Source organism: Wocania ichthyoenteri Th78, assembly GCF_000789235.1.
Classification (GTDB): domain Bacteria; phylum Bacteroidota; class Bacteroidia; order Flavobacteriales; family Flavobacteriaceae; genus Wocania_A; species Wocania_A ichthyoenteri.
The window spans coordinates 2,517,424-2,542,446 of record NZ_KN525716.1 but is presented as its reverse complement, the minus strand read 5'-3'; the positions used below and the strand labels follow the sequence as shown (position 1 = coordinate 2,542,446).

19 protein-coding genes are annotated in these 25,023 nt (G+C 33.8%); 14 read left to right on the top strand and 5 right to left on the bottom strand.

Annotated features, from left to right (window positions below; translation table 11 throughout):
- Nucleotides 1–93 precede the first annotated feature (93 nt).
- Nucleotides 94–1,347, bottom strand: a complete 1,254-nt coding sequence (gene metK, locus RG22_RS10980; RefSeq protein WP_034043147.1) for a methionine adenosyltransferase — start codon at nt 1,345–1,347, stop codon at nt 94–96.
- A 609-nt stretch (nt 1,348–1,956) separates the two neighbouring features.
- Here metK and ilvD point away from each other — a divergent pair.
- From ilvD to ilvA, 5 genes are all read left to right on the top strand, one after another.
- A complete protein-coding gene (gene ilvD / locus RG22_RS10975) occupies nt 1,957–3,642 on the top strand; it encodes a dihydroxy-acid dehydratase (protein WP_034043145.1) in 1,686 nt (561 codons plus the stop codon).
- Between the two features lie 9 nt (nt 3,643–3,651).
- Nucleotides 3,652–5,385 (top strand): biosynthetic-type acetolactate synthase large subunit, encoded by a 1,734-nt coding sequence (gene ilvB / locus RG22_RS10970; RefSeq protein WP_034046006.1) that lies wholly within the window; start codon nt 3,652–3,654, stop codon nt 5,383–5,385.
- A 14-nt stretch (nt 5,386–5,399) separates the two neighbouring features.
- Complete coding sequence (gene ilvN, locus RG22_RS10965; RefSeq protein WP_034043143.1) at nt 5,400–5,933, top strand: acetolactate synthase small subunit; 534 nt, start codon at nt 5,400–5,402, stop codon at nt 5,931–5,933.
- Nucleotides 5,934–5,951: 18 nt separating this feature from the next.
- Nucleotides 5,952–7,427, top strand: a complete 1,476-nt coding sequence (ilvC, locus tag RG22_RS10960) for a ketol-acid reductoisomerase (RefSeq protein WP_034043141.1) — start codon at nt 5,952–5,954, stop codon at nt 7,425–7,427.
- Nucleotides 7,428–7,509: 82 nt separating this feature from the next.
- A complete protein-coding gene (ilvA, locus tag RG22_RS10955; protein WP_034043140.1) occupies nt 7,510–8,775 on the top strand; it encodes a threonine ammonia-lyase IlvA in 1,266 nt (421 codons plus the stop codon).
- 20 nt (nt 8,776–8,795) lie between these two features.
- Here ilvA and RG22_RS10950 read toward each other — a convergent pair whose 3' ends face one another.
- From RG22_RS10950 to RG22_RS10935, 4 genes are all read right to left on the bottom strand, one after another.
- Nucleotides 8,796–11,054 carry a DUF7133 domain-containing protein gene (locus tag RG22_RS10950; protein ID WP_034043139.1) on the bottom strand — a complete coding sequence of 753 codons (2,259 nt, stop codon included), beginning with the start codon at nt 11,052–11,054 and terminating at the stop codon, nt 8,796–8,798.
- 97 nt (nt 11,055–11,151) lie between these two features.
- Nucleotides 11,152–12,588 (bottom strand): 3-keto-disaccharide hydrolase, encoded by a 1,437-nt coding sequence (locus tag RG22_RS10945; RefSeq protein ID WP_244462144.1) that lies wholly within the window; start codon nt 12,586–12,588, stop codon nt 11,152–11,154.
- Entirely contained in the window at nt 12,578–14,011 is a 1,434-nt protein-coding gene (locus tag RG22_RS10940; protein WP_034043138.1) for a Gfo/Idh/MocA family protein, read from the bottom strand. Before RG22_RS10940 ends, RG22_RS10945 begins: the two co-directional genes overlap by 11 nt.
- Nucleotides 14,012–14,026: 15 nt before the next feature.
- A complete protein-coding gene (locus tag RG22_RS10935) occupies nt 14,027–14,776 on the bottom strand; it encodes a 3-keto-disaccharide hydrolase (RefSeq protein ID WP_034043136.1) in 750 nt (249 codons plus the stop codon).
- 407 nt (nt 14,777–15,183) lie between these two features.
- Between RG22_RS10935 and RG22_RS10930 the strand changes: the two genes are divergently transcribed.
- From RG22_RS10930 to RG22_RS10890, 9 genes are all read left to right on the top strand, one after another.
- Nucleotides 15,184–16,776, top strand: coding sequence for an NADP-dependent glyceraldehyde-3-phosphate dehydrogenase (locus RG22_RS10930; RefSeq protein ID WP_034043134.1), 1,593 nt, complete (start codon nt 15,184–15,186; stop codon nt 16,774–16,776).
- A gap of 454 nt (nt 16,777–17,230) precedes the next feature.
- Complete coding sequence (locus RG22_RS10925) at nt 17,231–17,848, top strand: GNAT family N-acetyltransferase (RefSeq protein ID WP_034043133.1); 618 nt, start codon at nt 17,231–17,233, stop codon at nt 17,846–17,848.
- Nucleotides 17,849–17,881: 33 nt separating this feature from the next.
- A complete protein-coding gene (locus RG22_RS10920) occupies nt 17,882–19,057 on the top strand; it encodes an argininosuccinate synthase (protein ID WP_034043131.1) in 1,176 nt (391 codons plus the stop codon).
- A gap of 2 nt (nt 19,058–19,059) precedes the next feature.
- The gene (gene argC / locus RG22_RS10915; RefSeq protein ID WP_034043129.1) at nt 19,060–20,037 is read left to right on the top strand and encodes an N-acetyl-gamma-glutamyl-phosphate reductase; all 978 of its coding nucleotides are present in this window, start codon (nt 19,060–19,062) and stop codon (nt 20,035–20,037) included.
- Between the two features lie 100 nt (nt 20,038–20,137).
- Entirely contained in the window at nt 20,138–20,938 is an 801-nt protein-coding gene (gene proC, locus RG22_RS10910; RefSeq protein ID WP_034046003.1) for a pyrroline-5-carboxylate reductase, read from the top strand.
- The gene (locus tag RG22_RS10905; RefSeq protein WP_034043127.1) at nt 20,935–22,059 is read left to right on the top strand and encodes an aspartate aminotransferase family protein; all 1,125 of its coding nucleotides are present in this window, start codon (nt 20,935–20,937) and stop codon (nt 22,057–22,059) included. The genes proC and RG22_RS10905 overlap by 4 nt, the downstream gene beginning before the upstream one ends.
- Before the next feature lies 1 nt (nt 22,060).
- Nucleotides 22,061–22,999 carry an N-acetylornithine carbamoyltransferase gene (locus RG22_RS10900; protein WP_034043125.1) on the top strand — a complete coding sequence of 313 codons (939 nt, stop codon included), beginning with the start codon at nt 22,061–22,063 and terminating at the stop codon, nt 22,997–22,999.
- Between the two features lie 86 nt (nt 23,000–23,085).
- Nucleotides 23,086–23,862: an acetylglutamate kinase gene (argB, locus tag RG22_RS10895; RefSeq protein WP_034043123.1), complete on the top strand. Its 777-nt coding sequence runs from the start codon at nt 23,086–23,088 to the stop codon at nt 23,860–23,862.
- 8 nt (nt 23,863–23,870) lie between these two features.
- On the top strand, nt 23,871–24,932 hold the full coding sequence (locus RG22_RS10890) for a M20 family metallo-hydrolase (protein ID WP_034043121.1): 1,062 nt from the start codon (nt 23,871–23,873) through the stop codon (nt 24,930–24,932).
- The last annotated feature ends 91 nt before the right edge of the window (nt 24,933–25,023 follow it).

The window sequence follows — 25,023 nt, the reverse complement described above, 5'->3', positions numbered from 1 at the left end:
TTTTCTGACAAAGTCAAGTTCCTATAAAAACAAAAAAGAGCCTTGTAAAACAAATTACAAGGCTCTTCTCTTAATATTACAAAACGATTGGTATTACAAACCAAAAGCATCTTTCACTTTATCAACATAATCTAATTTTTCCCAAGTAAATAGTTCCACATCAAGTGTTGTAGTTTCTCCATTTGGCTGGGTAAAGGTTTTGGTAACCGTTTCATTTTTGCGGCCCATATGCCCGTATGCAGCAGTTTCGCTATACATTGGCGAACGTAATTTTAAACGATCTTCAATAGCAAATGGACGTAAATCGAATAGTTTAGAAACCTTTTCTGCAATTTCACCATCAGTCATATTAAAAGGGCAAGTACCATAAGTATCAACAAAAACACCCATAGGTTCAACAACACCAATAGCATAACTTACTTGTACCAAAATTTCATCGGCAACTCCTGCAGCAACTAAGTTTTTAGCAATATGTCGAGTAGCATAGGCTGCACTTCTATCAACCTTACTTGGGTCTTTTCCTGAAAATGCGCCTCCACCATGAGCGCCTTTACCTCCATAAGTATCTACTATAATTTTACGACCGGTTAATCCTGTATCTCCGTGAGGACCACCAATTACAAACTTTCCAGTTGGGTTTATATGATAGGTAATGGCATCATTAAACAACACTTGTATTTGCTTTGGCAATTTTGCAACAACTCTTGGTATTAAAATGGCAACAATATCTTTTCTAATTTTTACAAGCATAGCTTCATCTTCATCAAAATCGTCATGCTGTGTCGACACTACAATAGCATCAATACGTTGTGGAACATTATCATCGCTATACTCAATAGTTACTTGACTTTTAGAATCTGGTCTTAAATAAGTAATGTCCTTGTTTTCTCTACGTAATTCAGCAAGTTCTTTTAAAATTCTATGTGATAAATCTAAAGCCAATGGCATAAAATTTTCGGTTTCACGCGTAGCATAGCCAAACATCATTCCTTGATCTCCAGCACCTTGTTCTTCTTTGCTAGCTCTATCTACTCCTCTGTTTATATCATCAGACTGCTCATGAATAGCTGACAAAACACCACAGGAATTTCCATCAAACATATAATCGCCTTTGGTATATCCGATTTTATTAATGGTTTCTCTTGCTATTTTTTGAACATCTAAATAGGTTGTAGATTTTACCTCGCCAGCTAAAACAACTTGGCCAGTAGTTACTAGTGTTTCGCAAGCAACTTTAGAGTCTCTATCAAACGCTAAAAAGTTATCAATTAAAGCATCACTAATTTGATCTGCTACTTTATCTGGATGTCCTTCAGAAACACTTTCCGAAGTAAATAAATAAGCCATATTTTTAATTTTATTAAAGATTTGACGATAGCGTCGAAGGAAGTTTACACTGCCTTTAGCATTTTTGTTTATATCACTAATTTAATTTGATATAAAGAGGTTGCAATCAGTCAAATCTTTCCTCTATTATTTGTGTTGGCAAAAGTAAAAAAATAAAAGAAGATGAATGCTAATTTTTCTTTTTTTCAATAAAAAGAATTGCCATGTAAGAATTATTTATAATATTTGTTTCAACAAAATGAAAAAGCAAATTTTAAATATCGTTTCAATTATTGTCATTGTGATTATTTCACAGCGATGAGGAATGGTATATTAAAACTTAAAATAAATTTTAAAAGCCTTCCTAAAAACGGAAGGCTTTTTTTATTGAATATTTTAAAGATTTTGAACATCATAAAAAATATAATATAAATATTTGATATTCAGTATTTTAAATAGATTTTAAAAGTACTGAATTTAACCATAAAAAACAGCGAAAAACTGATTTAAAAATGTAATAATTTAATTTCGTAGCCATTTTAGCAATATTATTGATTTTTCAAACAAAATCTTAAATAACAAGAAGATATTTATCAATACACAGATTTAGCAAAAAATTTTGCAAAAAACATGAACAAACTTAATAAACATAGTAGACGATTAACCCAAGATGAATCTCAACCAGCATCACAAGCCATGTTGTATGCGGTTGGTTTATCTGATGAAGATATGCATAAAGCACAAATAGGCATTGCAAGTACAGGGTATGACGGAAATCCTTGCAACATGCATTTAAACAATTTGGCTGCAGAAGTAAAAATTGAATGTAATATAGCAGGTTTAGTTGGCTTAGGGTTTAATACTATTGGTGTTAGCGATGGTATTTCAATGGGAACTTCGGGTATGAATTACTCTTTAGCATCAAGAGATATTATTGCAGATTCTATAGAAACAGTGATGAATGCTCAAAGTTACGATGCCCTTGTTTCTGTAGTGGGTTGCGATAAAAATATGCCTGGTGCTGTTATTGCTATGTTGCGATTAAATCGTCCATCAATAATGATGTATGGCGGCACGATAGCTTCAGGAAATTACAAAGGAAGAAAACTAAATATTGTTTCGGCTTTTGAAGCTTTAGGTCAGAAAGTTGCAGGAGAAATTGATGAAGATGAATATCGAGACATTATAAAAAGAGCTATCCCGGGAGCTGGAGCTTGCGGCGGTATGTACACGGCAAATACGATGGCTTCTGCAATAGAGTGTATGGGCTTTTCGCTACCTTACAATTCTTCTATTCCAGCAGAAAATCCTAATAAATTATCAGAAAGTGAAAGAACTGCGAGAGCCATTAAAAATTTATTGGAATTAGATTTAAAACCATTAGATATTATTTCTAAAAAATCTATTGAAAATGCTATTGCATTAGTGAATGCTCTTGGAGGATCTACAAATGCGGTGTTACATTTCTTAGCTATTGCGCATGCTGCCGATATTGAATTTACGTTAGAAGATTTTCAGCGTGTAAGCGATAGAACACCATTAATTGCGGATTTAAAACCATCTGGAAAATATTTAATGGAAGATGTTCACGGCGTTGGAGGAACACCAGCAGTAATGAAATATTTATTAGACAATGGTTATTTACATGGTGAATGTTTAACCGTTACAGGAAAAACATTAGCAGAAAACTTAGCAGATGTTGAACCACTTACTTTTGAAAATGATCAAGATGTTATTTACCCAAAAGATAAAGCATTAAAACCTTCAGGAAACCTTCAGATTTTATATGGAAATCTAGCACAAGAAGGAGCAGTAGCAAAAATTAGTGGAAATGAAGGATTGCTTTTTGAAGGGAAAGCTGTGGTTTATGATGGTGAACAAGCTGCAAATACAGGAATTTCAAATGGAGAAGTAGAAAGAGGTGATGTTGTTGTTATTCGATATGTTGGTCCAAAGGGAGGTCCAGGCATGCCAGAAATGTTAAAACCAACATCTCTAATTATGGGAGCAGGTTTAGGGAAGTCGGTCGCTTTGATTACTGATGGACGTTTCTCTGGAGGAACACATGGGTTTGTTGTAGGACACATTACACCAGAAGCACAAGAAGGCGGAACTATAGGATTATTAAAAACAGGTGATACAATAAGAATTAGCGCAGAAGATAACTCCATTAATGTATTACTTTCAGATGAAGAAATAACTGAAAGAAAATCGCAATGGGTAGCACCAGAATTAAAACATAAAAAAGGAATATTATATAAATACGCTAAAACAGTAGCATCGGCATCTAAAGGCTGTGTAACTGATGCGTTTTAATTGGAAATTATGGAACCAGAAACCATGACAAAAGCAAAGTACTTAGAACAACCAACCGAACGTATAACAGGTTGTGAGGCCATAGTTAGATGTTTAATAGCCGAAGGTGTTGATATTCTTTATGGATACCCAGGTGGTGCTATTATGCCAGTTTATGATGAGTTATATAAATATAGAAATGAAATTCATCATGTATTAACACGCCACGAACAAGGTGCTGCACATGCAGCACAGGGATTTGCTAGAATTTCTGGACGTGTTGGTGTTGCTATGGCAACTTCAGGTCCAGGAGCAACAAACTTAATTACAGGTATTGCAGATGCACAAATAGACTCTACGCCTTTAGTATGTATAACAGGTCAAGTTCCATCTCATTTATTAGGTAGCGATGCTTTTCAAGAAACCGATATCGTAGGTATTTCTACACCTGTCACTAAATGGAATTGTCAAGTAACCAAAGCCTCAGAAATTCCTGAAGTTTTGGCTAAAGCATTTTATATAGCTAAAAGCGGTAGACCTGGCCCAGTATTAATTGATATTACAAAAGATGCCCAGTTTGGAGAACTTGATTTTAAATATGAAAAGTGTACAGGTGTACGTAGCTATATTCCTGTTCCAAAAACCAATTTAGAGTCTGTAAAAGCTGCCGCAGAACTAATTAATGCCGCTAAAAAACCAATGATTGTTTGGGGACAAGGTATTATTTTAGGAAAAGCAGAAGAACAACTAAAAGCAATTGTTGAAAAGGCAGGAATCCCAGCAGCATGGACTATCATGGGCGCTTCAGCATTACCAACATCTCATCCATTAAATATTGGTATGGTAGGTATGCACGGTAATTATGCACCAAATAAATTAACTAATGAATGTGACGTATTAATTGCAATAGGAATGCGTTTTGACGACCGTGTTACCGGAAGTTTAGACACCTACGCAAAACAAGCAAAAGTTATTCATTTTGATATTGACCCAGCTGAAATTAATAAAAACGTACATGCAGATGTGGCTGTTTTAGGCGATTCTAAAGATAGTTTAACGCAATTGCTACCACTGTTAAATGAAAATTCTCATGAATCATGGCATCAAGAATTCAAAGATTTGTACGCCATTGAATACGATACTGTAATAAAAAATGATCTTCACCCAAGCAAAGAAGGCTTAACTATGGGTGAGGTTTTAAAAGAAATAAATATTCAAAGCAAAGGTAACGCAGCCATCGTTTCAGATGTAGGTCAACATCAAATGATTGCTTGTCGTTATTCAGAGTTTAACAAATCAAAAAGTAATATTACATCTGGTGGCTTAGGCACCATGGGATTTGCATTACCAGCGGCAATTGGAGCTAAAATGGCAGCGCCAGAACGCGAAGTTGTTGCCATTATTGGAGATGGCGGCTATCAAATGAATATTCAAGAATTAGGTACAATTTTTCAGCAAAAAGCTGCGGTTAAAATTGTAGTATTAAACAACGAATTCTTAGGAATGGTACGTCAGTGGCAACAATTATTTTTTGATAAGCGTTACGCATCTACAGAAATGACAAACCCAAATTTTGTAGCTATAGCAGAAGGTTACTATATTAAAGCTAGAAAAGTAACAAAACGTGAAGAATTAGCCGAAGCTGTAAAAGAAATGATAGCCTCAAAAGAATCTTATTTCTTAGAAGTTTGTGTAGAAAAAGAAGACAACGTATTCCCTATGATTCCTTCGGGAGCATCAGTTTCAGACATCCGCTTAAGCTAAATTTTATAAAAAGAATGAACGAAGACATAAAAACATTAACGATTTCAATTTATACCGAAAATAATATCGGTTTGCTAAATCGTATATCTGCTATTTTTCAGCGAAGACACATCAACATTGAGAGCTTAACATCGTCACAATCAGAAATTGAAGGCGTAAACAGATTTGTAATTGTTGTAGATATTACAGAATCTCAAGCAAAAAAAATAATCGGACAATTTGAAAAACAAATTGAAGTGATTCGTGCCTATTATCATACTGAAGAGGAAACTATTTATCAAGAATCTGGTATGTTTAAAATAAAATCTGAATTATTGTTTGAAGAACCTCAAATTCAAAATATAATTAAAGAAAGTAATGCAAGAATTGTAACTGTGAATAAAGAGTTTTTTGTTCTTGAAAAATCTGGCAGACGACAAGAAATAGAATTATTACGACGCGAATTAAATGCTTTTGGCATTATGCAATTTGTGCGCTCTGGACGTATTGCTGTGACTAAAGAAGAAATGAAAATAACTGAAATGCTTCAGGCATTCAATAACCAATAATTAATAATAAAAATTAAAATGGGAAATTATTTTAACACCCTTTCATTAAGAGACAAATTAAACCAATTAGCAAAGTGCAGATTCATGGATTCTTCAGAATTTGAAGATGGTGTAAATGCTTTAAAAGGTAAAAAAATAGTGATTGTAGGCTGTGGTGCTCAAGGTTTAAATCAAGGTTTAAACATGAGAGACTCTGGTTTAAATATATCTTACGCATTGCGTGATGCTGCTATTACTGAAAAACGTGCATCTTATGTTAATGCTTCTGAAAACGGTTTTACAGTTGGTACTTACCAAGAGTTAATTCCAACAGCAGATTTGGTTCTAAATTTAACACCAGATAAGCAACATACCAATGTTGTAAGTGCGGTAATGCCATTAATGAAAGAAGGAGCGACACTATCGTATTCTCACGGTTTTAATATTGTTGAAGAAGGGATGCAAGTCCGTAAAGACCTTACGGTTATTATGGTAGCACCAAAGTGCCCAGGTACTGAAGTAAGAGAAGAATACAAAAGAGGTTTTGGTGTACCAACTTTAATTGCGGTGCATGAAGAAAATGATCCAGAAGGAAAAGGTTGGGCACAAGCTAAAGCCTATGCAGTAGCAACCGGAGGTGATAGAGCTGGTGTTTTAGCATCATCTTTTGTCGCAGAGGTTAAATCTGATTTAATGGGAGAGCAAACCATTCTTTGTGGGTTGCTACAAACAGGTTCTATTTTATGTTTTGATAAAATGGTAGAAGAAGGAATCGATGCAGGATATGCTTCAAAATTAATTCAATACGGCTGGGAAACTGTAACAGAAGGCCTTAAGTATGGTGGAATCACTAACATGATGGACCGCTTATCTAATGTTGCAAAAATTAAAGCTTTTGAATTATCTGAAGAATTAAAAGATATTATGCGTCCGTTATTCCAAAAACATATGGACGATATTATTGAAGGTAATTTCTCTAAAGGCATGATGGCAGATTGGGCTAACGACGATAAAGATTTATTAGGTTGGAGAGCAGCAACTGCAGAAACGGCTTTTGAAAAAACACCGGCGGGAGATGTTGAGATTTCTGAGCAAGAATATTATGACAATGGTGTATTAATGGTCGCTATGGTTAGAGCCGGAGTAGAATTGGCTTTTGAGGCCATGACAGACTCTGGAATTATCGATGCCTCTGCTTACTATGAGTCACTGCACGAAACACCACTTATTGCAAATACTATTGCTAGAAAAAAATTATATGAAATGAACAGCGTAATCTCTGATACTGCAGAGTACGGATGTTATTTGTTCGATCATGCTTGTAAACCTTTATTAGCAGATTTTATGAAAACCATAGATACTGATGTTATTGGCAAAACCTATGCTGCCGATAATGGTGACGGTGTTGATAATGCTAGATTAATTGAAGTTAATGCAGCTTTAAGAAATCACCCAGTTGAAAAAGTAGGTGAATTCTTAAGAGCCTCAATGACAGCTATGAAGCCCATAGTTTAACATAAAATTTTATCTCGCAAGGGGTTTCCTGTGCTGAACTTGTTTCAGTATATAACCTTGCAGGTATTTTAAAATACAATTAATGAATAAGGAGAAAACTACATATTTTCCTAATCTTAATGATATAAAGCTAGCTGCCGATACCATTAAAAATGTATCGGCAGTTACGCCTTTATATCCCAGTGTTAGATATTCAAACACGCATCAGGCTCATGTGTTTTTTAAACGAGAAGATTTACAACAAGTTAGATCGTATAAAATTAGAGGTGCCTATAATAAAATAAGTACTTTATCTAAAGAACAAGCCAAAAACGGTGTGGTTTGTGCTAGTGCAGGAAATCATGCCCAAGGCGTAGCACTATCATGTAAACTATTAAAAATTAATGGCACTATTTTTATGCCAGCACCAACACCTAATCAAAAAGTTGAGCAGGTTAAAATGTTTGGAGGCGAGTACGTTTCTATCATATTAAAAGGCGATACTTTTGACGATGCTTATCATTTAGCAATAACCGAATGCAAACGATTAAACAAAACTTTTATTCATCCTTTTAATGACAAAAAAGTTATTGAAGGGCAATCTACCATTGCTTTAGAAATTTTAGAACAAACAACCAAACCTATAGATTATATTTTTATAGCTGTAGGCGGTGGCGGATTAGCAGCAGGCTTATCAACTGTTTTTAAAACATTATCTCCAAACACAAAGATTATTGGTATTGAGCCAGAAGGTGCACCATCTATGTCGGTTTCAATAAAGAATAATAAAAATACCACATTAGAAAACATTGAAAAATTTGTTGATGGGGCAGCAGTAAAGCGCGTTGGTGATTTAACCTTTCCTATATGCAAGCAAAACCTTGATGCGATGATTACTATTCCAGAAGGCAAAGTTTGTCAAACCATTTTAGACCTATACAATAGAGATGCTATTGTAGTAGAGCCAGCAGGGGCGTTAAGTATTTCGGCTTTAGATTTTTATGCCAATGAGATAAAAGGCAAACATGTAGTTTGTGTTGTTAGCGGTAGCAATAATGATATTACTAGAACGTCTGAAATTAAAGAACGGGCCTTGTTATATGCTAATTTAAAGCACTACTTTATTATTAAGTTTCCGCAGCGTGCTGGTGCTTTAAAGGAGTTTGTTGTTGATATTTTAGGAGAAAATGATGATATTACTTATTTTCAATATGCAAAAAAAACAAATCGTGAAAATGGGTCTGCTGTGGTTGGTATTCAATTAAAAGCTTCATCAGATTTAGAGCCGTTAATTACTAAAATGAAACAGCAAAACTTTTATGGTGACTACTTAAACAATAAACCCGATTTGTTTCAGTTTTTGGTATAACTTTTAATATTTTTTAGTTTCTATTTTAATTCAAGCAACTCTTTTTCGCTAAAAGTAAAACCGCTAACAGGCTTCTTGTCTCGCAACGATTTTATTTTTTCTATACTGATATTTTCAGATTTATTTGAAAAAGCATTGTTTAAATAGCTAATAATATTCTGTAAATCTTTATCTGTAAAATCCGGATTATTCACTAATCCTGGCATAACAGCGTTCATGTTGTATAATTTACCGTTTACATGAATAGGCCCCGATAAACCATGTAAAATAATTAAAGCTAATTTTTCAGTTGACCCGTTAACATATTCTGAATTTTTTAGCGGAGGGGCTAAACCATCAATTCCATTGCCATCAATTCCATGACAAGCTGAACACGTATTTCTAAACAACTTGTAACCAGCCGTTCTACCATCAGTTCCTACAGATGTTTTTGTGTATATAAAATTCTTTAAATCTTTATTTTTATTATCTAACGTTTGGTCTATTAATTCTGTTAAAATAGCCCCTAAAGCATCATCTTTATTTTGGTTCGAAAAGGTTAAAAACTCATTTTCAACACCTCTTAAGCTGTTTATAATTGCTTCTTGATATGCTTTATTGTTTTTATACTTATTTGAAAGTTTTAATACTAATGGAAAGAATTTTTCAGGTAAAAGATTTACCCATTCTCCCAAAGTATTAGCTATATACAAATCAATTTCTTTATTGCTTTTTTGGAGAAGGTTGCTTATAATTTCGTATGATGAATCCAAATTATTTGTAGAAGCAAATTGCTCCAGTAAAACTACCGCATGACTTATTACTTCACTTTTACCATTTAAAGAAAGTATAGTTTCTAGTAGTTTATAATTAAGCTCATTCATCCCATTTAAAGTATGCATTGCATGTATTTGAGCAATAGGATTAGTTTCGTTAGTTGCTATTTTTTCTAAAAATGGAATTGTAGTTTTATACCTTTTAAAAACGAGTAATTGCTGTGCTCTATCTCTTATCCATCCGTTAGTGTTGTATAGTAAATTAACTAACTCTTTGGTATTTAATTTTTCAATATTAATAATTTTGTTTGGGCTACTATTCTTATTACTTACTTTTAAAATTCGCCCCATTCCTATAATGGTATCTAGCTTTTTATTTTCATAATGTTTTTGCAAATACGGTGTTAAAAAAGCTTTGTCTTGTATTATTCCTCTATGCATATCTACAATATACATATTCCCATCGGGTCCGTTAAATAGGTTTACAGGTCGGAAACCTTCATCAGTAGATGCTATAAATTCTTTGTTTGGCATAGCTTGTTTAGCTGTTATTTTATTATCTAAAAATGTTAAAATATTTCGTTTAACTAAATTAGCTTCTGGTGCGCAAACAAACGCATTTTCATAATATTCTTTAGGGAATTGATTTCCTCTATAAATCATTGGACCACAGGCCGAAGTAACATTTACTAAAATACTATCCTTATCTAAAACTCCTTTTTGATAGCCTCTGTTTACAGAAGTGGCGTGTAAAGGATATACTCTTTGATCTGGAGTTAAAGTTTTGTTTAATATTGTATTGGGTTGATAATAGGAATTTTTAATAGAGAGGTTTGGTAAAACATAATCTCCTATTAATTGAGTAGAGTTGTTATTATAATATAATCTTCCAAAATTATCTTTGGTTATTCCCCATTGACCTCGAAACGATGTAGGTTCTTTAATCCACTTGCCATCTTTCATTTGATAGCGAAAATTCGATTTAGCATTGTAAATCCAATTATCAATATGCTTCATTAAACCGTTTGGTTGATGTTCTACATTTCCTCCATCTGAATATAAAGAGTCAACTAATACTCTATTTACAGGTTTATCATTTTTTATATTTACAAACCAAAGATTTGGTGGCTCTGCATACAATAAACCTCCATAAACATGAGCAATTGCTCTTGGAAGTATCAAACTATCTATAAATACTTTTGAATGATCGGTTATTCCATCATTATCTAAATCTTCCAGAATAGTTATAGTGCCATTTGGCAGTCCCACACCTGTATCTTCCAAATTTTGCATATAACCTTTCATCTCAACAACCCACATACGTCCCTGATTATCAAAATCCATTACTACTGGTGCCTCAATAAATGGTTCAGAGGCTACAACTTCCAATTTAAAACCCTCTTCAATTTGGTACTGATCTAAAGAAACTATGGGTTCGTTATAAGATACAGGGTTACACCCAATAATTACTAGTATAAAAGTTAGCACTAATAAATACCTTTTAATAGATTTCTTTCTATTCATATGTTAAATATTCTTTAAGATTGAGGTAGTATTAATAAGGCAATATCCTTTTGATAGTATAAGTTTAATTTTTAACCTAATAATTTGTAAATAGATTTTAATTAAACTCTCTAATCTTTATGCTTCTATAATGTACCGTATCTCCATGATCTTGAAGTAAAATATGACCACTTAACCATTGTCCAAATTCAGTCCATTTTTTATACTTACTGTAAGCAACAAGGGCTCTAAACATTTGCGAAGATCTACTATACTCAACCACTTTTTCATTATTCAACCAATGTTCTACAACATCACCTTTAACTATAATTTTTGCTTTGTTCCAAGTATCAACACCCTTAAACTGTTTATTTCTTCCTGGTACTGAAAGGTTTTCAGCAGAAATTAAATCGTAAAGAGATCCAATAGTTCTATTTCCATTTATTCCCGCTTTAGCATCTGGATGATTTTTATCATCTAAAATTTGGAATTCGCATCCAATAGCAGAACCAGAGTTTTTATTAAGTTTAGGGTTTACAAAATATTTAATACCACTGTTTGCTCCTTTAGTAATTTTAAATTCTAGCTCTAGCTCAAAACTACTAAAAACTTTTTCGGTAATAATGTCTCCAGGCCCTGTTGATTCTCCTCCATCAGTTGCTAAAATAGTTAGTTCTCCATTTTTAATATCCCATCCAGATTCTGGAAAGTGATTTAATTTTGCTCCTCTCCAACCTTTACTAGTCTTGCCATCCCATAACAAGCGCCAGCCTTTGTCTTTTTCGCTTTGAGTTAGTTTATTTATTAAATAACTCATTTCTTTCACATAAGGATCTGGGATCCAACGTTCATTTTCTAAATTATTGGTTTTAATTCTTATATTCCTCCATCTGATTTCTTTACCAGCAAAACTTTCGTTTGTACCTATACCATGAACTTGTAAAGCTATAAATCCTGAAGATGTTAAATCGTCTATTAAATTTGAACATTGTACACCATTTATCCAAGTTCTTATAGAATTCCCAATAGCTTCAATTCTACAAGTATTCCAAACTCCATTTTTAAAAGATTTATTCCTATTAGGATTTATTGACAGCGGATATATCCAAGCCCTTCTTCCTTCATCATAAATGCCACCACTAAATCCACGGTCACTAGGGTCTAACTCAAATTGATATCCGTGAACTTGACCTTTTCTATAAGATTTAAGACTATTAGACCTAAACTGTACACCAGAGTTAATTGATGGATCTACCAAAACATCAAATTCTAAAATAAAGTCACTGTAATTTTTTTCAGTGCACAAAAAACTATTTGGAATATTAGTTTTCGTTGTTCCAATTATCTCTCCTTTTTCAACAGTATACTTTGCTGTTCCATTAAGTTGCTTCCAACCAGATAAGTCTTTACCATTAAAAAGAGTTGCCCAGCCGTCTTTTAATGTTTGAGAATTTACTTCGTTACTAATAAAGCTTATTAAAAGAAAGCTAATTAAAAAACATAACTTTAAGCTTAGTGATTTTTTATATATACTTTCTCTTTTTTTAAAATTCACGATAGTCCCCTTCTAAATATTGATTTGCTTCTTCTTTTGAAAATTTAGCATTAACACTATCCCAATGCAATGTTTCATCTGGGAAACGTCCTGCAATAACTCCTAAAAGAATAGTTTCTGTTAATTTTGATGCGTAAGAAAAAGGCGCAGTACATTCCCCTTTACCTAAACAAGCATCTATAAATTGATGATAATGTTTTGGTCCTTCAGATGCATAATTACGTATGGGTTCGCCCATATTATTTGCTTTTTCAACCGTTTCAATTTCCGAGGATATATCAACATACTTCCCGTTTACAATTTTCTTTGGTAATTGCATAAAATGAGGTAAAAGCAAGCGTCCCTTTTCTCCAACAAACATAGCACCTTGTTCTGGTAGTTTACCTTCGCCTACTATTTTTGTATCAAGAGACATCTTATCTTCTAATGTTGCGCTTTCAGTATTAGAAGATTCTTCTTTTTTTGCTCCTGGCAATATTAAGTCTTGATGCTCTTTTGGAGCTCCAGAACCATCGTACCATATCCATTTTAAAGTTTCGGCAGTATATTTAGTTTGTGGAAACTCATAGGTTACAATATTATTTTCTGGATAACCAAAACCATTAGGTTCACGGCACTCATTTTTTATTGTTTTAGGTACGTCTAGTTCAAGAGCATTATATGGTGTGTCGAAAATATGAACGCCCATATCGCCTAAAGTACCACATCCATAATCCATTAATTTACGCCAATTTCCTGGGTGATAAACACCTTCTTTATAGGGGCGCTCAAGCGATGTCCCTAACCACAAATTCCAGTCTAGCGTATCAGGAATTGGATCACTACCTTCTGGGGCAGCTCCATCATATCCCCAATTTTTTGGCGACCATGCGTGTACAGTATGAACTTTTCCTATAATACCAGATTGTATCAATAAAGTTGCTAATTTATAATCGTAAAAAGAGTGTACTTGAATACCCATTTGAGTAACTAGATTTTTTTCTTTTGCGAGTTTATTCATTGCTCTTGCCTCAGATACATGATGCGTTAATGGTTTTTGACAATACACAGCCTTATTCATATTCATAGCTAACATAGATGCTGGAGCATGGGTATGATCAGGTGTTGATACAACAACAGCATCAATATCATTTTTCATTTCTTTTAGCATAACCCGATAATCTGAAAACGTTTTTGCATTTGGATACAGTTTTTTGGCTTCGTTAAGATAATTTGTATCAACATCACATAATGCTGTAACATCAACCAATGGATGCGAAGCAGTATCTTTAAGATCGGCTAATCCCATGTTTCCAACACCAATATGAGCTGTTCGAATTCGGCTTTTTAATACAGGCTTTTCTTTACACATTATTAACGATGGAGCTAAAGTAATACCAGCAACTCCTAACCCACTTTTCTTTAAAAAATCTCTTTTATTCATTTTCGTATTAGTTAGTTATAATTTTTTAATTTTTATGTTTCGTAACCATAAGGGGCTATCGTGGTCTTGTATGGCAATGTAGCCAGACTTAAAAGTGCCATATTTCGGAAAATCTTTCCATTTACCAGCTTTCTTTCGAGTTTCCCAATCTTCTGACCAAGGCACAAATTCAAGCAGTTTTTTACCATTTAACCAATGTTCTACTTTTTCTGTTGTGAAAATAATACGAGAAGTATTCCATTCCATAGCTGGCTTTACCATTTTTTGACTCAAATCTGGCACATACATAGCATAATCGGCTCCAGTTTTCTGCCACTCTTCGAGGGTGGCATTGTTAATTTCTTCCCATTTTAAATCATCTAGCATTTGATATTCTGGAGATACTTCATACGGTGCCCAATCCCCTTCTTGTATGTGATATAGCAAGCCACTATTTCCGCCTTCTGGAATCTTCCATTCCCAATACAGTTCAAAATTATCAAATTCTTCTGCGGCATAAATAATGTCTTTACCTCCTTTGCGGTTGGCTTCTGAACGTTTTTCGGTATCAAAAGTTAGTTCGCCTTCTTTTATAACCCAACCAGCAGGTAACACATCGCCATTATAAGCTCGCCACCCATCTAAACTAATACCATCGAAAAGATAAATCCAATCATCTACTTTCGTTTCTGCTTTTTGTTCGATTACTTCTTGTTCTGCTTTTTTATTCTGCTTGCAAGAAAAAAGGATAATGGTAATTGCTAAAAATGTAATTAAATGTTTCATGAAATTCAAATATATTAGTTAGTTTGAAAAAAAGTGTTTTAAAAAATTAAATATAAAAAAAGATGAGGCATTTTACTACTAAAAATGATATAATATTATAGACAACCCTTTTGAAACGACAAACAACTAATTAGAATCGATAAAGTTGAAAACTTAAAATAATTAACAGCCGAAAACGTTTGAGCCATAAATATTTTCTTCACATGTAATTAAAGCGTTAAGAATATCATATTTCTTCAAACAAACCCTTGTTTTTAAAAGCTATTAAACCAAAATATAAATACCTTAGCAAGAGTATAAAGCTCATGTTTTATATATGAAATAAACCATAAATAATTCTTAATACTTATTGATATATTTAATGGCAAATTACATCTAACTCATGAAAATTAACAAAATACAAACAGATGAAAACAACTTTTTCAGAAATTCCAGAAGCTTATAAAATTAACTCACTTTTGCATCAAAAAACCTATTTAGTTGATGGTGAATTAAAACAATGGAAAGGTGAAATGGCTGAAGTACACTCTACTATTTCCTCTACAGAAAACTACACACCAACGGTGTTAGGAACTATTCCGCAACTAGGAGAGAAAGAAGCTTTAGACGCCTTAAATTCTGCTTGTTTAGCTTATGATAAAGGTCAAGGTCTATGGCCTACAATGAAGGTGATAGATAGAATTGCTTGCATGGAAAAGTTTGCACAACAAATGAAGACTAAACGCGAAGAAGTTGTTAAGCTTTTAATGTGGGAAATAGGCAAAAATCTTCCAGATTCTGAAAAGGAATTTGATAGAACTGTTGATTATATTTACGATACTATTGAAGCTTATAAGCAAATAGATAGAGATTCTGCTAAGTTTGAGAAAAACGCTGGTGTTTACGCACATATTCGTAGAGGGCCATTAGGCGTAGTTTTATGTTTAGGACCTTACAACTATCCGCTTAACGAAACATTTACCTTACTTATTCCTGCCTTAATAATGGGCAATCCAGTAATTTTTAAACCCGCAAAAATAGGAGTTTTATTAATTTCTCCTTTATTAGAAGCTTTTCAAAATAGTTTTCCTAAAGGCGTAGTAAATATTGTATATGGGCGAGGTCGTGTTTTAGCAACACCTATTATGCAATCTGGCAGAATAGATGTATTAGCATTAATAGGCAATAGCAAATCTGCAAACGCATTACAAGCAGAACACCCCAAAGGTAATAGGTTGCGCATGGTTTTAGGCTTAGAAGCTAAAAATCCAGCTATTGTATTACCAGATGCCGATTTAGATTTAGCTGTTGAAGAATGTATTGCAGGAACCTTGTCTTTTAACGGACAGCGTTGTACTGCTCTAAAAGTATTATATGTTCATGAGTCTATAGTTGATGAATTTAATAAACGTTTTTCTGAAAAAGTAGATGCGCTTAAATTTGGAAACCCATGGGAAACTGGAGCTAAACTAACACCACTTCCAGAAGCCGAAAAACCAGCATATATTCGAGAATTAATTGATGATGCCTTAGAAAAAGGAGCTAAAAAACTAAATGAAAAAGGAGGCGAAACATCCGATAATTTTATATTTCCAGCAGTACTATATCCTGTAACTAAAAACATGAGAGTCTTTAAAGAAGAGCAATTTGGGCCAGTAATTCCAATTGTACCTTTTAATGATATTGAAAAACCTTTAGATGATATGGCTGAATCAAATTACGGACAACAAGTAAGTTTGTTTGGTAAAGATATACATACCCTTTCTCCGCTAATTGATACGCTTGTTAATTTAGTTTGTAGAGTAAACTTGAATAGCTCTTGCCAACGTGGACCAGATGTATATCCTTTTACAGGGAGAAAAGATTCGGCATATGGCACATTAAGTGTGCACGATGCACTTCGTTCGTTTTCAATAAGAACATTTGTTGCATCAAAAGACAATGCTTACAATAATGCTATTTTAGAAGAATTATTAGATAAAAAAACATCTAATTTTATAAGCACCGATTATATCTTGTAGCCATTTGAAAAAAGATATTTTAAATATAATCGCTTACAAATGAATAATTAAAAACAAAAAGCATGATTTGAATAAAATTTCACAATTATTCTAAAAAATCATAAAACTATAAGCCATTAATAAAATTTAATTTTTAGTTTTACACCAATGAATTCAAAGAAAAATAAAATACGTACGTTTTCTCCCGGTTTGCGCTTGCGCAACCGCCGCCGCTAATTCTTCTATCTAGCCTTAATAATCGTTACGTTTAATTTTATTTTTTATCATGTTTATATCAAATTTCACATTACAACTTCAAAAAATAATTATTTCTTTAAATAATAGAAACGTTGTACGCCGTAACTTTCCACGTCGCCCGTAAGGGTATGCTATAAATTATTGAACTTAGGTGAGTCCGGTTCAGCTTTTCAAAAAACCAAAATAATTTTAAAATCAAATAAAATAAATCAAAATAATGAAAGTCATTATTGCTGATAAATCTCATAGTATTTACGCCCAAATTATATGCGACACCATTACGGAGTCCGCAAATGTTAGAGGCACGGGAATCGCCAGACGAACACCTGAATATATTATGACCAAAATGGAAAACGGTAATGCGGTTATTGCTTTAGACGGCAATACCTTTGCTGGTTTTTGCTATATAGAAAAATGGGGACATGGTAAATATGTTGCCAATTCGGGTTTAATTGTACACCCAAACTATAGAGGCGCGGGTTTAGCTAAAAAAATTAAACACAAAATCTTTGAGCATTCCAGAAAAAAATTTCCAGAAGCTAAAGTATTTAGTATTACTACAGGATTGGCAGTAATGAAAATGAATAGCGATTTGGGCTATAAACCGGTGCCGTTTTCTGAATTAACCGACGACCAATCGTTTTGGGATGGTTGCCAAACTTGTAAAAACTACGATGTTTTAACAAGAACCAACAGAAAACTGTGTTTGTGTACTGGTATGTTGTACGACCCAGAAAAAGCTAAAAATAAGGTAACCAAACAAATAAAAGAAAAGACTTTTAATAGATTAAAAAAAATTAAGGAGACGTTGTTTTTAAAAAAGAATAAAAAATAGATTATCGCAATCGCGGAAATAAATAATAATTCAATGAAAAAATTAGTAATAGCATACAGTGGCGGATTAGACACATCGTATTGTGCAGTAAGCTTATCAAAAGAATATGATGTTCACGCCGTAAGCGTAAATACAGGTGGATTTACTCAAGAAGAGATAAAGTCTATCGAAAGTAATGCCTATAAAATGGGCGTTACAACCTATAAAAACATTGATGCCGTAGCTACGTTTTATCAAAAAGTAGTCAAGTATTTAATTTTTGGAAATGTATTGAAAAATAATACTTATCCGCTTTCTGTAAGTGCAGAGCGCATCATTCAAGCTATTGAAATTGTAGAGTACGCTAAAAGTATCGGCGCCGAATATATTGCCCACGGCAGTACGGGCGCAGGAAACGACCAAGTACGTTTCGATATGATTTTTCAAACCTTGGCGCCAAATATTAAAATCGTAACCCCCATTAGAGACCAAAAATTATCGCGACAAGAAGAGATCGATTACCTAAAAAGCAATGGTATCGATATGTCTTGGGAAAAAGCAAAATACTCCGTTAATAAAGGCCTTTGGGGAACTAGTGTTGGAGGTGAAGAAACTTTAACATCAGAAAAACCATTACCAGAAGAAGCCTACCCATCTCAATTAAAACATACCGAGGACGAAAAAGTTACCTTAACCTTTTTAAAAGGTGAATTGGTAGCCGTAAACGGTGTGGAAAACGACCCTGAAATTAATATTGAAGTGTTAAATAATTTAGCTTCTCCATACGCTATTGGTAGAGATATTCATGTTGGTGACACTATTGTAGGTATTAAAGGTCGTGTTGGTTTTGAAGCTGCAGCAGCATTAATTACTATTAAAGCGCATCATTTATTAGAAAAGCACACACTTACCAAATGGCAATTACAACACAAAGAATATCTGTCTAGTTTTTATGGGATGCATTTGCACGAAGGTCAATATCTAGATCCTGTAATGCGAAATATTGAAGCCTTTTTACAAAGTAGTCAAGACAAGGTTTCGGGCGAGGTAACGGTCACTTTAAAACCTTATCATTTTACTTTAGACGGGATTGTGTCAAAACACGATTTAATGTCTGCTAAATTTGGAAGTTACGGCGAGGAAAACAAAGCTTGGAGTGCCGATGACGCCAAAGGGTTTATTAAAATTCTAGGCAATCAAAATAAAATATATCAACAGGTAAATAATTAATTATGTTACAAGTAGGAATTATTGGAGGCGCAGGTTACACCGCCGGAGAGTTAGTTAGATTGTTGATCCACCACGGCAAAGCTGAAATTAATTTTGTGTTCAGTACGTCGAACGCTGGAAACAAAATTAGTGATGTTCATCAAGATTTGATTGGGAATTTAGATTTGAAATTTACAGATACCATCAATCCAAATGTTGATGTTTTGTTTTTATGTTTAGGTCATGGAAATTCAGTGAAGTTTTTAGAAAACAACACCTTTTCAGACCATACAAAAATCATCGATTTAGGCAACGATTTTAGATTAGAAAAAGACAAAGTCTTTAACGGCAAAACATTTGTTTACGGTTTGCCAGAATTACAAAAAGAAGCGATAAAAAAAACAAACTATATTGCAAACCCTGGTTGTTTTGCAACCGCCATTCAATTAGCATTATTGCCTTTAGCAGAAAACGGATTATTAAAAAACGATGTACATGTTAATGCTGTAACTGGTGCAACGGGAGCAGGAACTTCGTTATCTAAAACCACGCATTTTACGTGGCGCGATAATAATTTTTCCTATTACAAACCATTTACACACCAGCATTTGGGGGAAATCAACCAATCGGTAAAGCAATTGCAAAATGATTTTTCTTCGGAGATTATTTTTATGCCCAATAGAGGTGATTTTTCAAGAGGTATTTTCGCAACGCTTTACACCAATTTTAGTGGTAGTTTAGAAGACGCTAAAATACTTTATAAGGATTATTATAAAGATGCAAAATTCACTTTTGTGTCGGATAATGACATTCATTTAAAACAAGTGGTAAACACAAACAACTGTTTAATTCATTTACATAAGCACGAAAACAAATTACTAATTACAAGCTGTATTGATAATTTATTAAAAGGTGCATCTGGTCAAGCCATTCAAAACATGAACTTAATGTTTGGTTTTGAAGAAACGGAAGGTGTGCAATTGAAAGCGAATTTCTTTTAATAGATATATTTTTATTTCCACGAAGGCGGAAATCTAATCAACATAAAGTTAAAATTAAAAGATTCCCTCCTTCGAGGGAATGACTAAAAAGGATTTAAAAATGAAAATAGCCATTATTGGAACTGGAAATTTAGGAAAGTCGATTGCAAAAGGTTTAATTACGAGCAATGCGATAACCACTTTGTATTTAACAAAACGAAATTTAGAAGCGATTCAAGAATTTGAAGGCTACCAAAGTGTGTATTTAACATCGGATAATGCTGAAGCAGTTAAACAATCGGACATCATTATTTTCGCAGTTCAACCTGCACATTTCGAAACGATTTTAAATAACATTAAACCCTTATTAACCGAAAAACATGTATTGATTTCTACCATTACTGGGTTTTCAGTCTCGAAAATGGAAGGTATTGTTGGGCAAGATCAATTTATTATTCGCGCGATGCCAAACACCGCCATTGCTGTTGGAAAATCGATAACGTGTTTGTGTAAAAACGAAAAAGGTAATGAGCGCATTAAAATTGCCGAAGCTATTTTTAACCGTTTAGGAACATCGATTGTTATTCCTGAAAACCAAATGCAAGCGGCAACTGTTGTTTGTGCAAGTGGTATTGCCTTTTGGATGCGATTGATTAGGGCCACAACACAAGCGGCAATTCAGTTAGGTTTTGAAGCCGAAACTGCTCAAGAATTAGCAATGCATACCTGCGAAGGTGCTGCCAGTTTATTAATAGCAACTGGCAATCATCCGGAACAAGAAATTGATAAAGTTACTACACCAAAAGGGTGTACAATTGAAGGTTTAAATGAAATGGAACATAAAGGTTTGAGCTCGTCTTTAATACAAGGTATGGTAACCTCATTTAATAAAATTAACACTATTAAAACTGAACAATTATGAGCCTATTTGATGTATATCCGCTGTTCGATATCACACCTGTTAACGCAAAAGACGTTTTTGTTTACGACGAAAATGGTGTAGAATATTTAGACCTTTATGGAGGTCATGCTGTAATTTCAATAGGACATTCGCATCCAGAATATGTGTGTTCGTTAAGTAATCAATTAAACAATATTGGGTTTTATAGTAACTCTATTCAAAATCCGTTGCAGGTTGAATTAGCTGAAGCAATCGAAACGATTTCTGGCTGTAAAGATTATCAATTATTTTTATGCAATTCTGGTGCAGAAGCAAATGAGAATGCTTTAAAATTAGCGTCATTTCAAACAGGCAAATCAAAAGTTATTGCCTTTAAAAATGGATTTCATGGGCGAACATCGGCAGCAGTTGCAGCAACCGATAATGCTAAAATTATTGCGCCAATTAATGCGCAACAAGAAGTAGAACTTTTTAAATTAGGTGATTTAAAAGGTGTTGAAAATGCTCTAGCTAAAAATGATGTTTGTGCTATTATTATCGAAACTATACAAGGTATTGGTGGTTTAGATGAAACAACAACCGAATTTTTAAAAGGTTTAGAAAGTTTATCAAAAACACATAATACGCTTTTAATTGCAGATGAAATCCAATGTGGTTTTGGAAGAACAGGCGATTTTTTCGCATTTCAAAAGCATGGCATTACACCAGATATTATTTCTATGGCAAAAGGTATGGGTAATGGATTTCCAATTGGCGGTATTTTAATTCACCCATCCATAAAAGCATCTTATGGCTTGTTAGGCACTACTTTTGGCGGGAATCATTTAGCATGCGCTGCATCATTAGCCGTGTTAAAAGTGATGCGATGTGAAAACTTAATGGAGAACGCCAAAACTGTTTCTGAATATTTTATCGAAAAAGCCAAAACAATTCCGCAAATAAAAGCTGTAAAAGGAAGAGGGTTAATGTTAGGTTTAGAATTTGATTTTCCTATAGCAGTCATGAGGAAGGATTTGATTTTTAAATATCATATTTTTACAGGAAGTGCTAAAAACCCTAATTTGCTTAGAATTCTTCCACCTTTAACACTTCAAAAAAAGCATGTTGATGTGTTTTTTGAAGCTTTAGAAAAAGCATTGTAAAATGAAAAAATACACCAACATATCAGACATTAAAAACTTCTCTGAAGCCATTCAGGAAGCCATTCAGCTTAAAAAAAATCCGTTGGAGTTTTCAGCATTAGGAAAACATAAAACTTTAGGTTTACTATTCTTTAATTCGAGTTTGCGCACACGATTAAGCACTCAAAAAGCAGCATTAAATTTAGGAATGAATCCTATAGTTATGAATGTTTCTGGTGATGCTTGGGGTATTGAGTTTGAAGATGGCAGTATTATGAATGGCAATACCGCAGAACATATTAAAGAGGCTGCAGCTGTAATATCTCAATATTGTGATATTATTGCTGTTAGAGCATTTCCAACATTAACAGACAAAGTTAAAGATGAGAGTGAGCATATCCTAAAATCGTTTACAAAATACGCCACAGTACCTATAGTAAACATGGAGAGTGCCACAGCTCATCCGTTACAAGGTTTTACAGATGCCATTACCATAACAGAACATAAAAAGGTAAGCAAACCTAAAGTGGTTTTAAGTTGGGCGCCACATGTAAAGGCTTTGCCACACGCTGTAGCAAATAGTTTTGCTCAAGCCATGCAAAATATGGATGTCGATTTTGTAATCACCCATCCTAAAGACTACGATTTAAATCCAGAAATAGTTGGAAATACACCAATAATTTACAACCAAGAAGAAGCTCTAAAAAACGCTGATTTCGTATACACAAAAAACTGGAGTTCTTATAATAACTATGGTAAAGTATTAAAAACAGATTCGGATTGGATGATTACCAAAGAAAAATTAGGTAATGCCAAATTTATGCATTGCTTACCCGTAAGGCGAAATGTAGTGGTTGAAGATGCGGTTTTAGATAGTGAAAACTCACTGGTAATACGGCAAGCAAACAATCGAACCTATGCGGCGCAATGGGTTTTGAAGAATATTTTGGAAGATTTATAGTAATCCGTCATTCTGAATTCACTTCAGAATCACATAAAAAAGTAATGAGAAGTTGAAACAAGTTCAACTTGACGAAAATTAAAAAAATGCAAACACTAAAAGTTATAAAAATAGGCGGCAATATTATTGATGACAAGCAGGCATTGCATCATTTTTTGGAAGATTTCTCTAAAATTAAAGGACCGAAAATATTGGTGCATGGCGGCGGAAAACTAGCAACAAAACTGGCTAATCAAATGGGTGTTGAGGTTAAAATGACCAATGGCCGTCGCATAACCGATGCCGATACTTTAGACATTACTACCATGGTTTACGCCGGTAAAATCAACAAAAATATAGTCGCAAAATTACAGGCAAATCGGTGTAATGCTATTGGGTTTTCTGGAGCCGATGGTAATGCTATTGTATCGGAAAAACGCCCCTTAAAAGATATTGATTACGGATTTGTTGGCGATGTATTAAAGGTAAACACCAATATATTGGAAGTGTTACTAAATAACAAAGTCACGCCTGTTTTTTGTGCCATTACACATGATGAAAACGGACAGCTTTTCAACACCAACGCCGATACTATTGCATCAGAATTAGCAATAGGTTTTGCAAAAAAAATTCAAACCGAATTGTATTATTGTTTCGAGAAAAATGGTGTATTACAAAATGTAGATGACGATGATTCGGTTATAGAAAACATCAATTCAGAAAATTATAAAATATTAATCAACGATGGTATTATTGCAGATGGAATGCTGCCAAAACTCAATAATTGCTTTCACGCCATAAAACACAACGTGCATAAAGTTTGCATCGGGAAACCAGAAATGCTTTTCAGTTTACACACAAAACACACCACAATTCAAGCCTAAAAAGTGCCATGGAAAAACTAACAAACGAGGCGATAGAGCTTCTTAAAAATCTTATTGAAACCGAATCTTTTTCATCTGAAGAAGACCAAACAGCCGCACTAATTGAAGATTGGTTCAAAACTAAAAATATTGATTACACACGTACCAAAAATAATGTTTGGGCCATCAATAAACATTTCGATAAAAGCAAACCAACACTATTGTTAAACTCGCATCACGACACAGTAAAACCCAATAATGGATACACTAAAAACCCTTTTGAAGCCATTGTTGAAGATGGTAAACTCTACGGTTTGGGTAGTAATGATGCCGGTGGTTGTTTGGTGTCTTTAATAGCAACCTTCACCCATTTTTACACGCAAGAACATTTAAAATACAACTTGGTTATTGTCGCTTCCGCGGAAGAAGAAAGTAGTGGACCAGATGGTTTAAATAGCATGCTGTCTATAATTCCAAAAGTAGATGTTGCCATTGTGGGCGAACCCACTTTAATGCATTTAGCCGTTGCAGAAAAAGGTTTAGTCGTTTTTGATGCCGTAGTAAAAGGCACTCCAAGTCATGCGGCACATCCTAACAACAATAATGCTATTTATAAAGTGATAGACGTTTTAAAATGGTTTAAAGATTTTACCTTTAAAGAAGCCTCTGAAGCTTTAGGTGAAGTAAAAATGACGGTTACTCAAATTAATGCAGGAAAACAACATAATGCCGTTCCAGCAGATGTGAAATTGGTGATTGATGTACGTGTAAATGATAAATATTCTAATCAAGAAATAGCTGATTTGTTAATTGCAAACGCACCGTGTGATAGTATTGTACCAAGGAGTTTAAAGTTAAATTCATCATCCATTCCAATAGAACACGATTTAGTAAAGGCTGGAATTTTAATAGGCCGAACAACATACGGATCGCCAACATTATCCGATCAAGCAGTACTCACTTGTCCATCATTAAAATTAGGACCAGGAGATAGTACACGCTCACATTCGGCAGATGAATTTATATATTTGAATGAAATTGAAGAAGGCATCAAAATTTATATTGAATTGTTGAATAAAGTGATCATTTAACGTCATAACGAGAAGAGAAACGACGTGGTTATCTCATGATAATAGTAACAATAATTAACAGATTGCCACACTACGTTCGCAATGACGGTAC

Coding starts and splice junctions, on each gene's coding strand:
- metK (WP_034043147.1), bottom strand. CDS start 1,347: ATGGCTTATTTATTTACTTCGGAAAGTGTTTCTGAAGGACATCCAGAT.
- ilvD (WP_034043145.1), top strand. CDS start 1,957: ATGAACAAACTTAATAAACATAGTAGACGATTAACCCAAGATGAATCT.
- ilvB (WP_034046006.1), top strand. CDS start 3,652: ATGGAACCAGAAACCATGACAAAAGCAAAGTACTTAGAACAACCAACC.
- ilvN (WP_034043143.1), top strand. CDS start 5,400: ATGAACGAAGACATAAAAACATTAACGATTTCAATTTATACCGAAAAT.
- ilvC (WP_034043141.1), top strand. CDS start 5,952: ATGGGAAATTATTTTAACACCCTTTCATTAAGAGACAAATTAAACCAA.
- ilvA (WP_034043140.1), top strand. CDS start 7,510: ATGAATAAGGAGAAAACTACATATTTTCCTAATCTTAATGATATAAAG.
- RG22_RS10950 (WP_034043139.1), bottom strand. CDS start 11,054: ATGAATAGAAAGAAATCTATTAAAAGGTATTTATTAGTGCTAACTTTT.
- RG22_RS10940 (WP_034043138.1), bottom strand. CDS start 14,011: ATGAATAAAAGAGATTTTTTAAAGAAAAGTGGGTTAGGAGTTGCTGGT.
- RG22_RS10935 (WP_034043136.1), bottom strand. CDS start 14,776: ATGAAACATTTAATTACATTTTTAGCAATTACCATTATCCTTTTTTCT.
- RG22_RS10930 (WP_034043134.1), top strand. CDS start 15,184: ATGAAAACAACTTTTTCAGAAATTCCAGAAGCTTATAAAATTAACTCA.
- RG22_RS10925 (WP_034043133.1), top strand. CDS start 17,231: ATGAAAGTCATTATTGCTGATAAATCTCATAGTATTTACGCCCAAATT.
- RG22_RS10920 (WP_034043131.1), top strand. CDS start 17,882: ATGAAAAAATTAGTAATAGCATACAGTGGCGGATTAGACACATCGTAT.
- argC (WP_034043129.1), top strand. CDS start 19,060: ATGTTACAAGTAGGAATTATTGGAGGCGCAGGTTACACCGCCGGAGAG.
- proC (WP_034046003.1), top strand. CDS start 20,138: ATGAAAATAGCCATTATTGGAACTGGAAATTTAGGAAAGTCGATTGCA.
- RG22_RS10905 (WP_034043127.1), top strand. CDS start 20,935: ATGAGCCTATTTGATGTATATCCGCTGTTCGATATCACACCTGTTAAC.
- RG22_RS10900 (WP_034043125.1), top strand. CDS start 22,061: ATGAAAAAATACACCAACATATCAGACATTAAAAACTTCTCTGAAGCC.
- argB (WP_034043123.1), top strand. CDS start 23,086: ATGCAAACACTAAAAGTTATAAAAATAGGCGGCAATATTATTGATGAC.
- RG22_RS10890 (WP_034043121.1), top strand. CDS start 23,871: ATGGAAAAACTAACAAACGAGGCGATAGAGCTTCTTAAAAATCTTATT.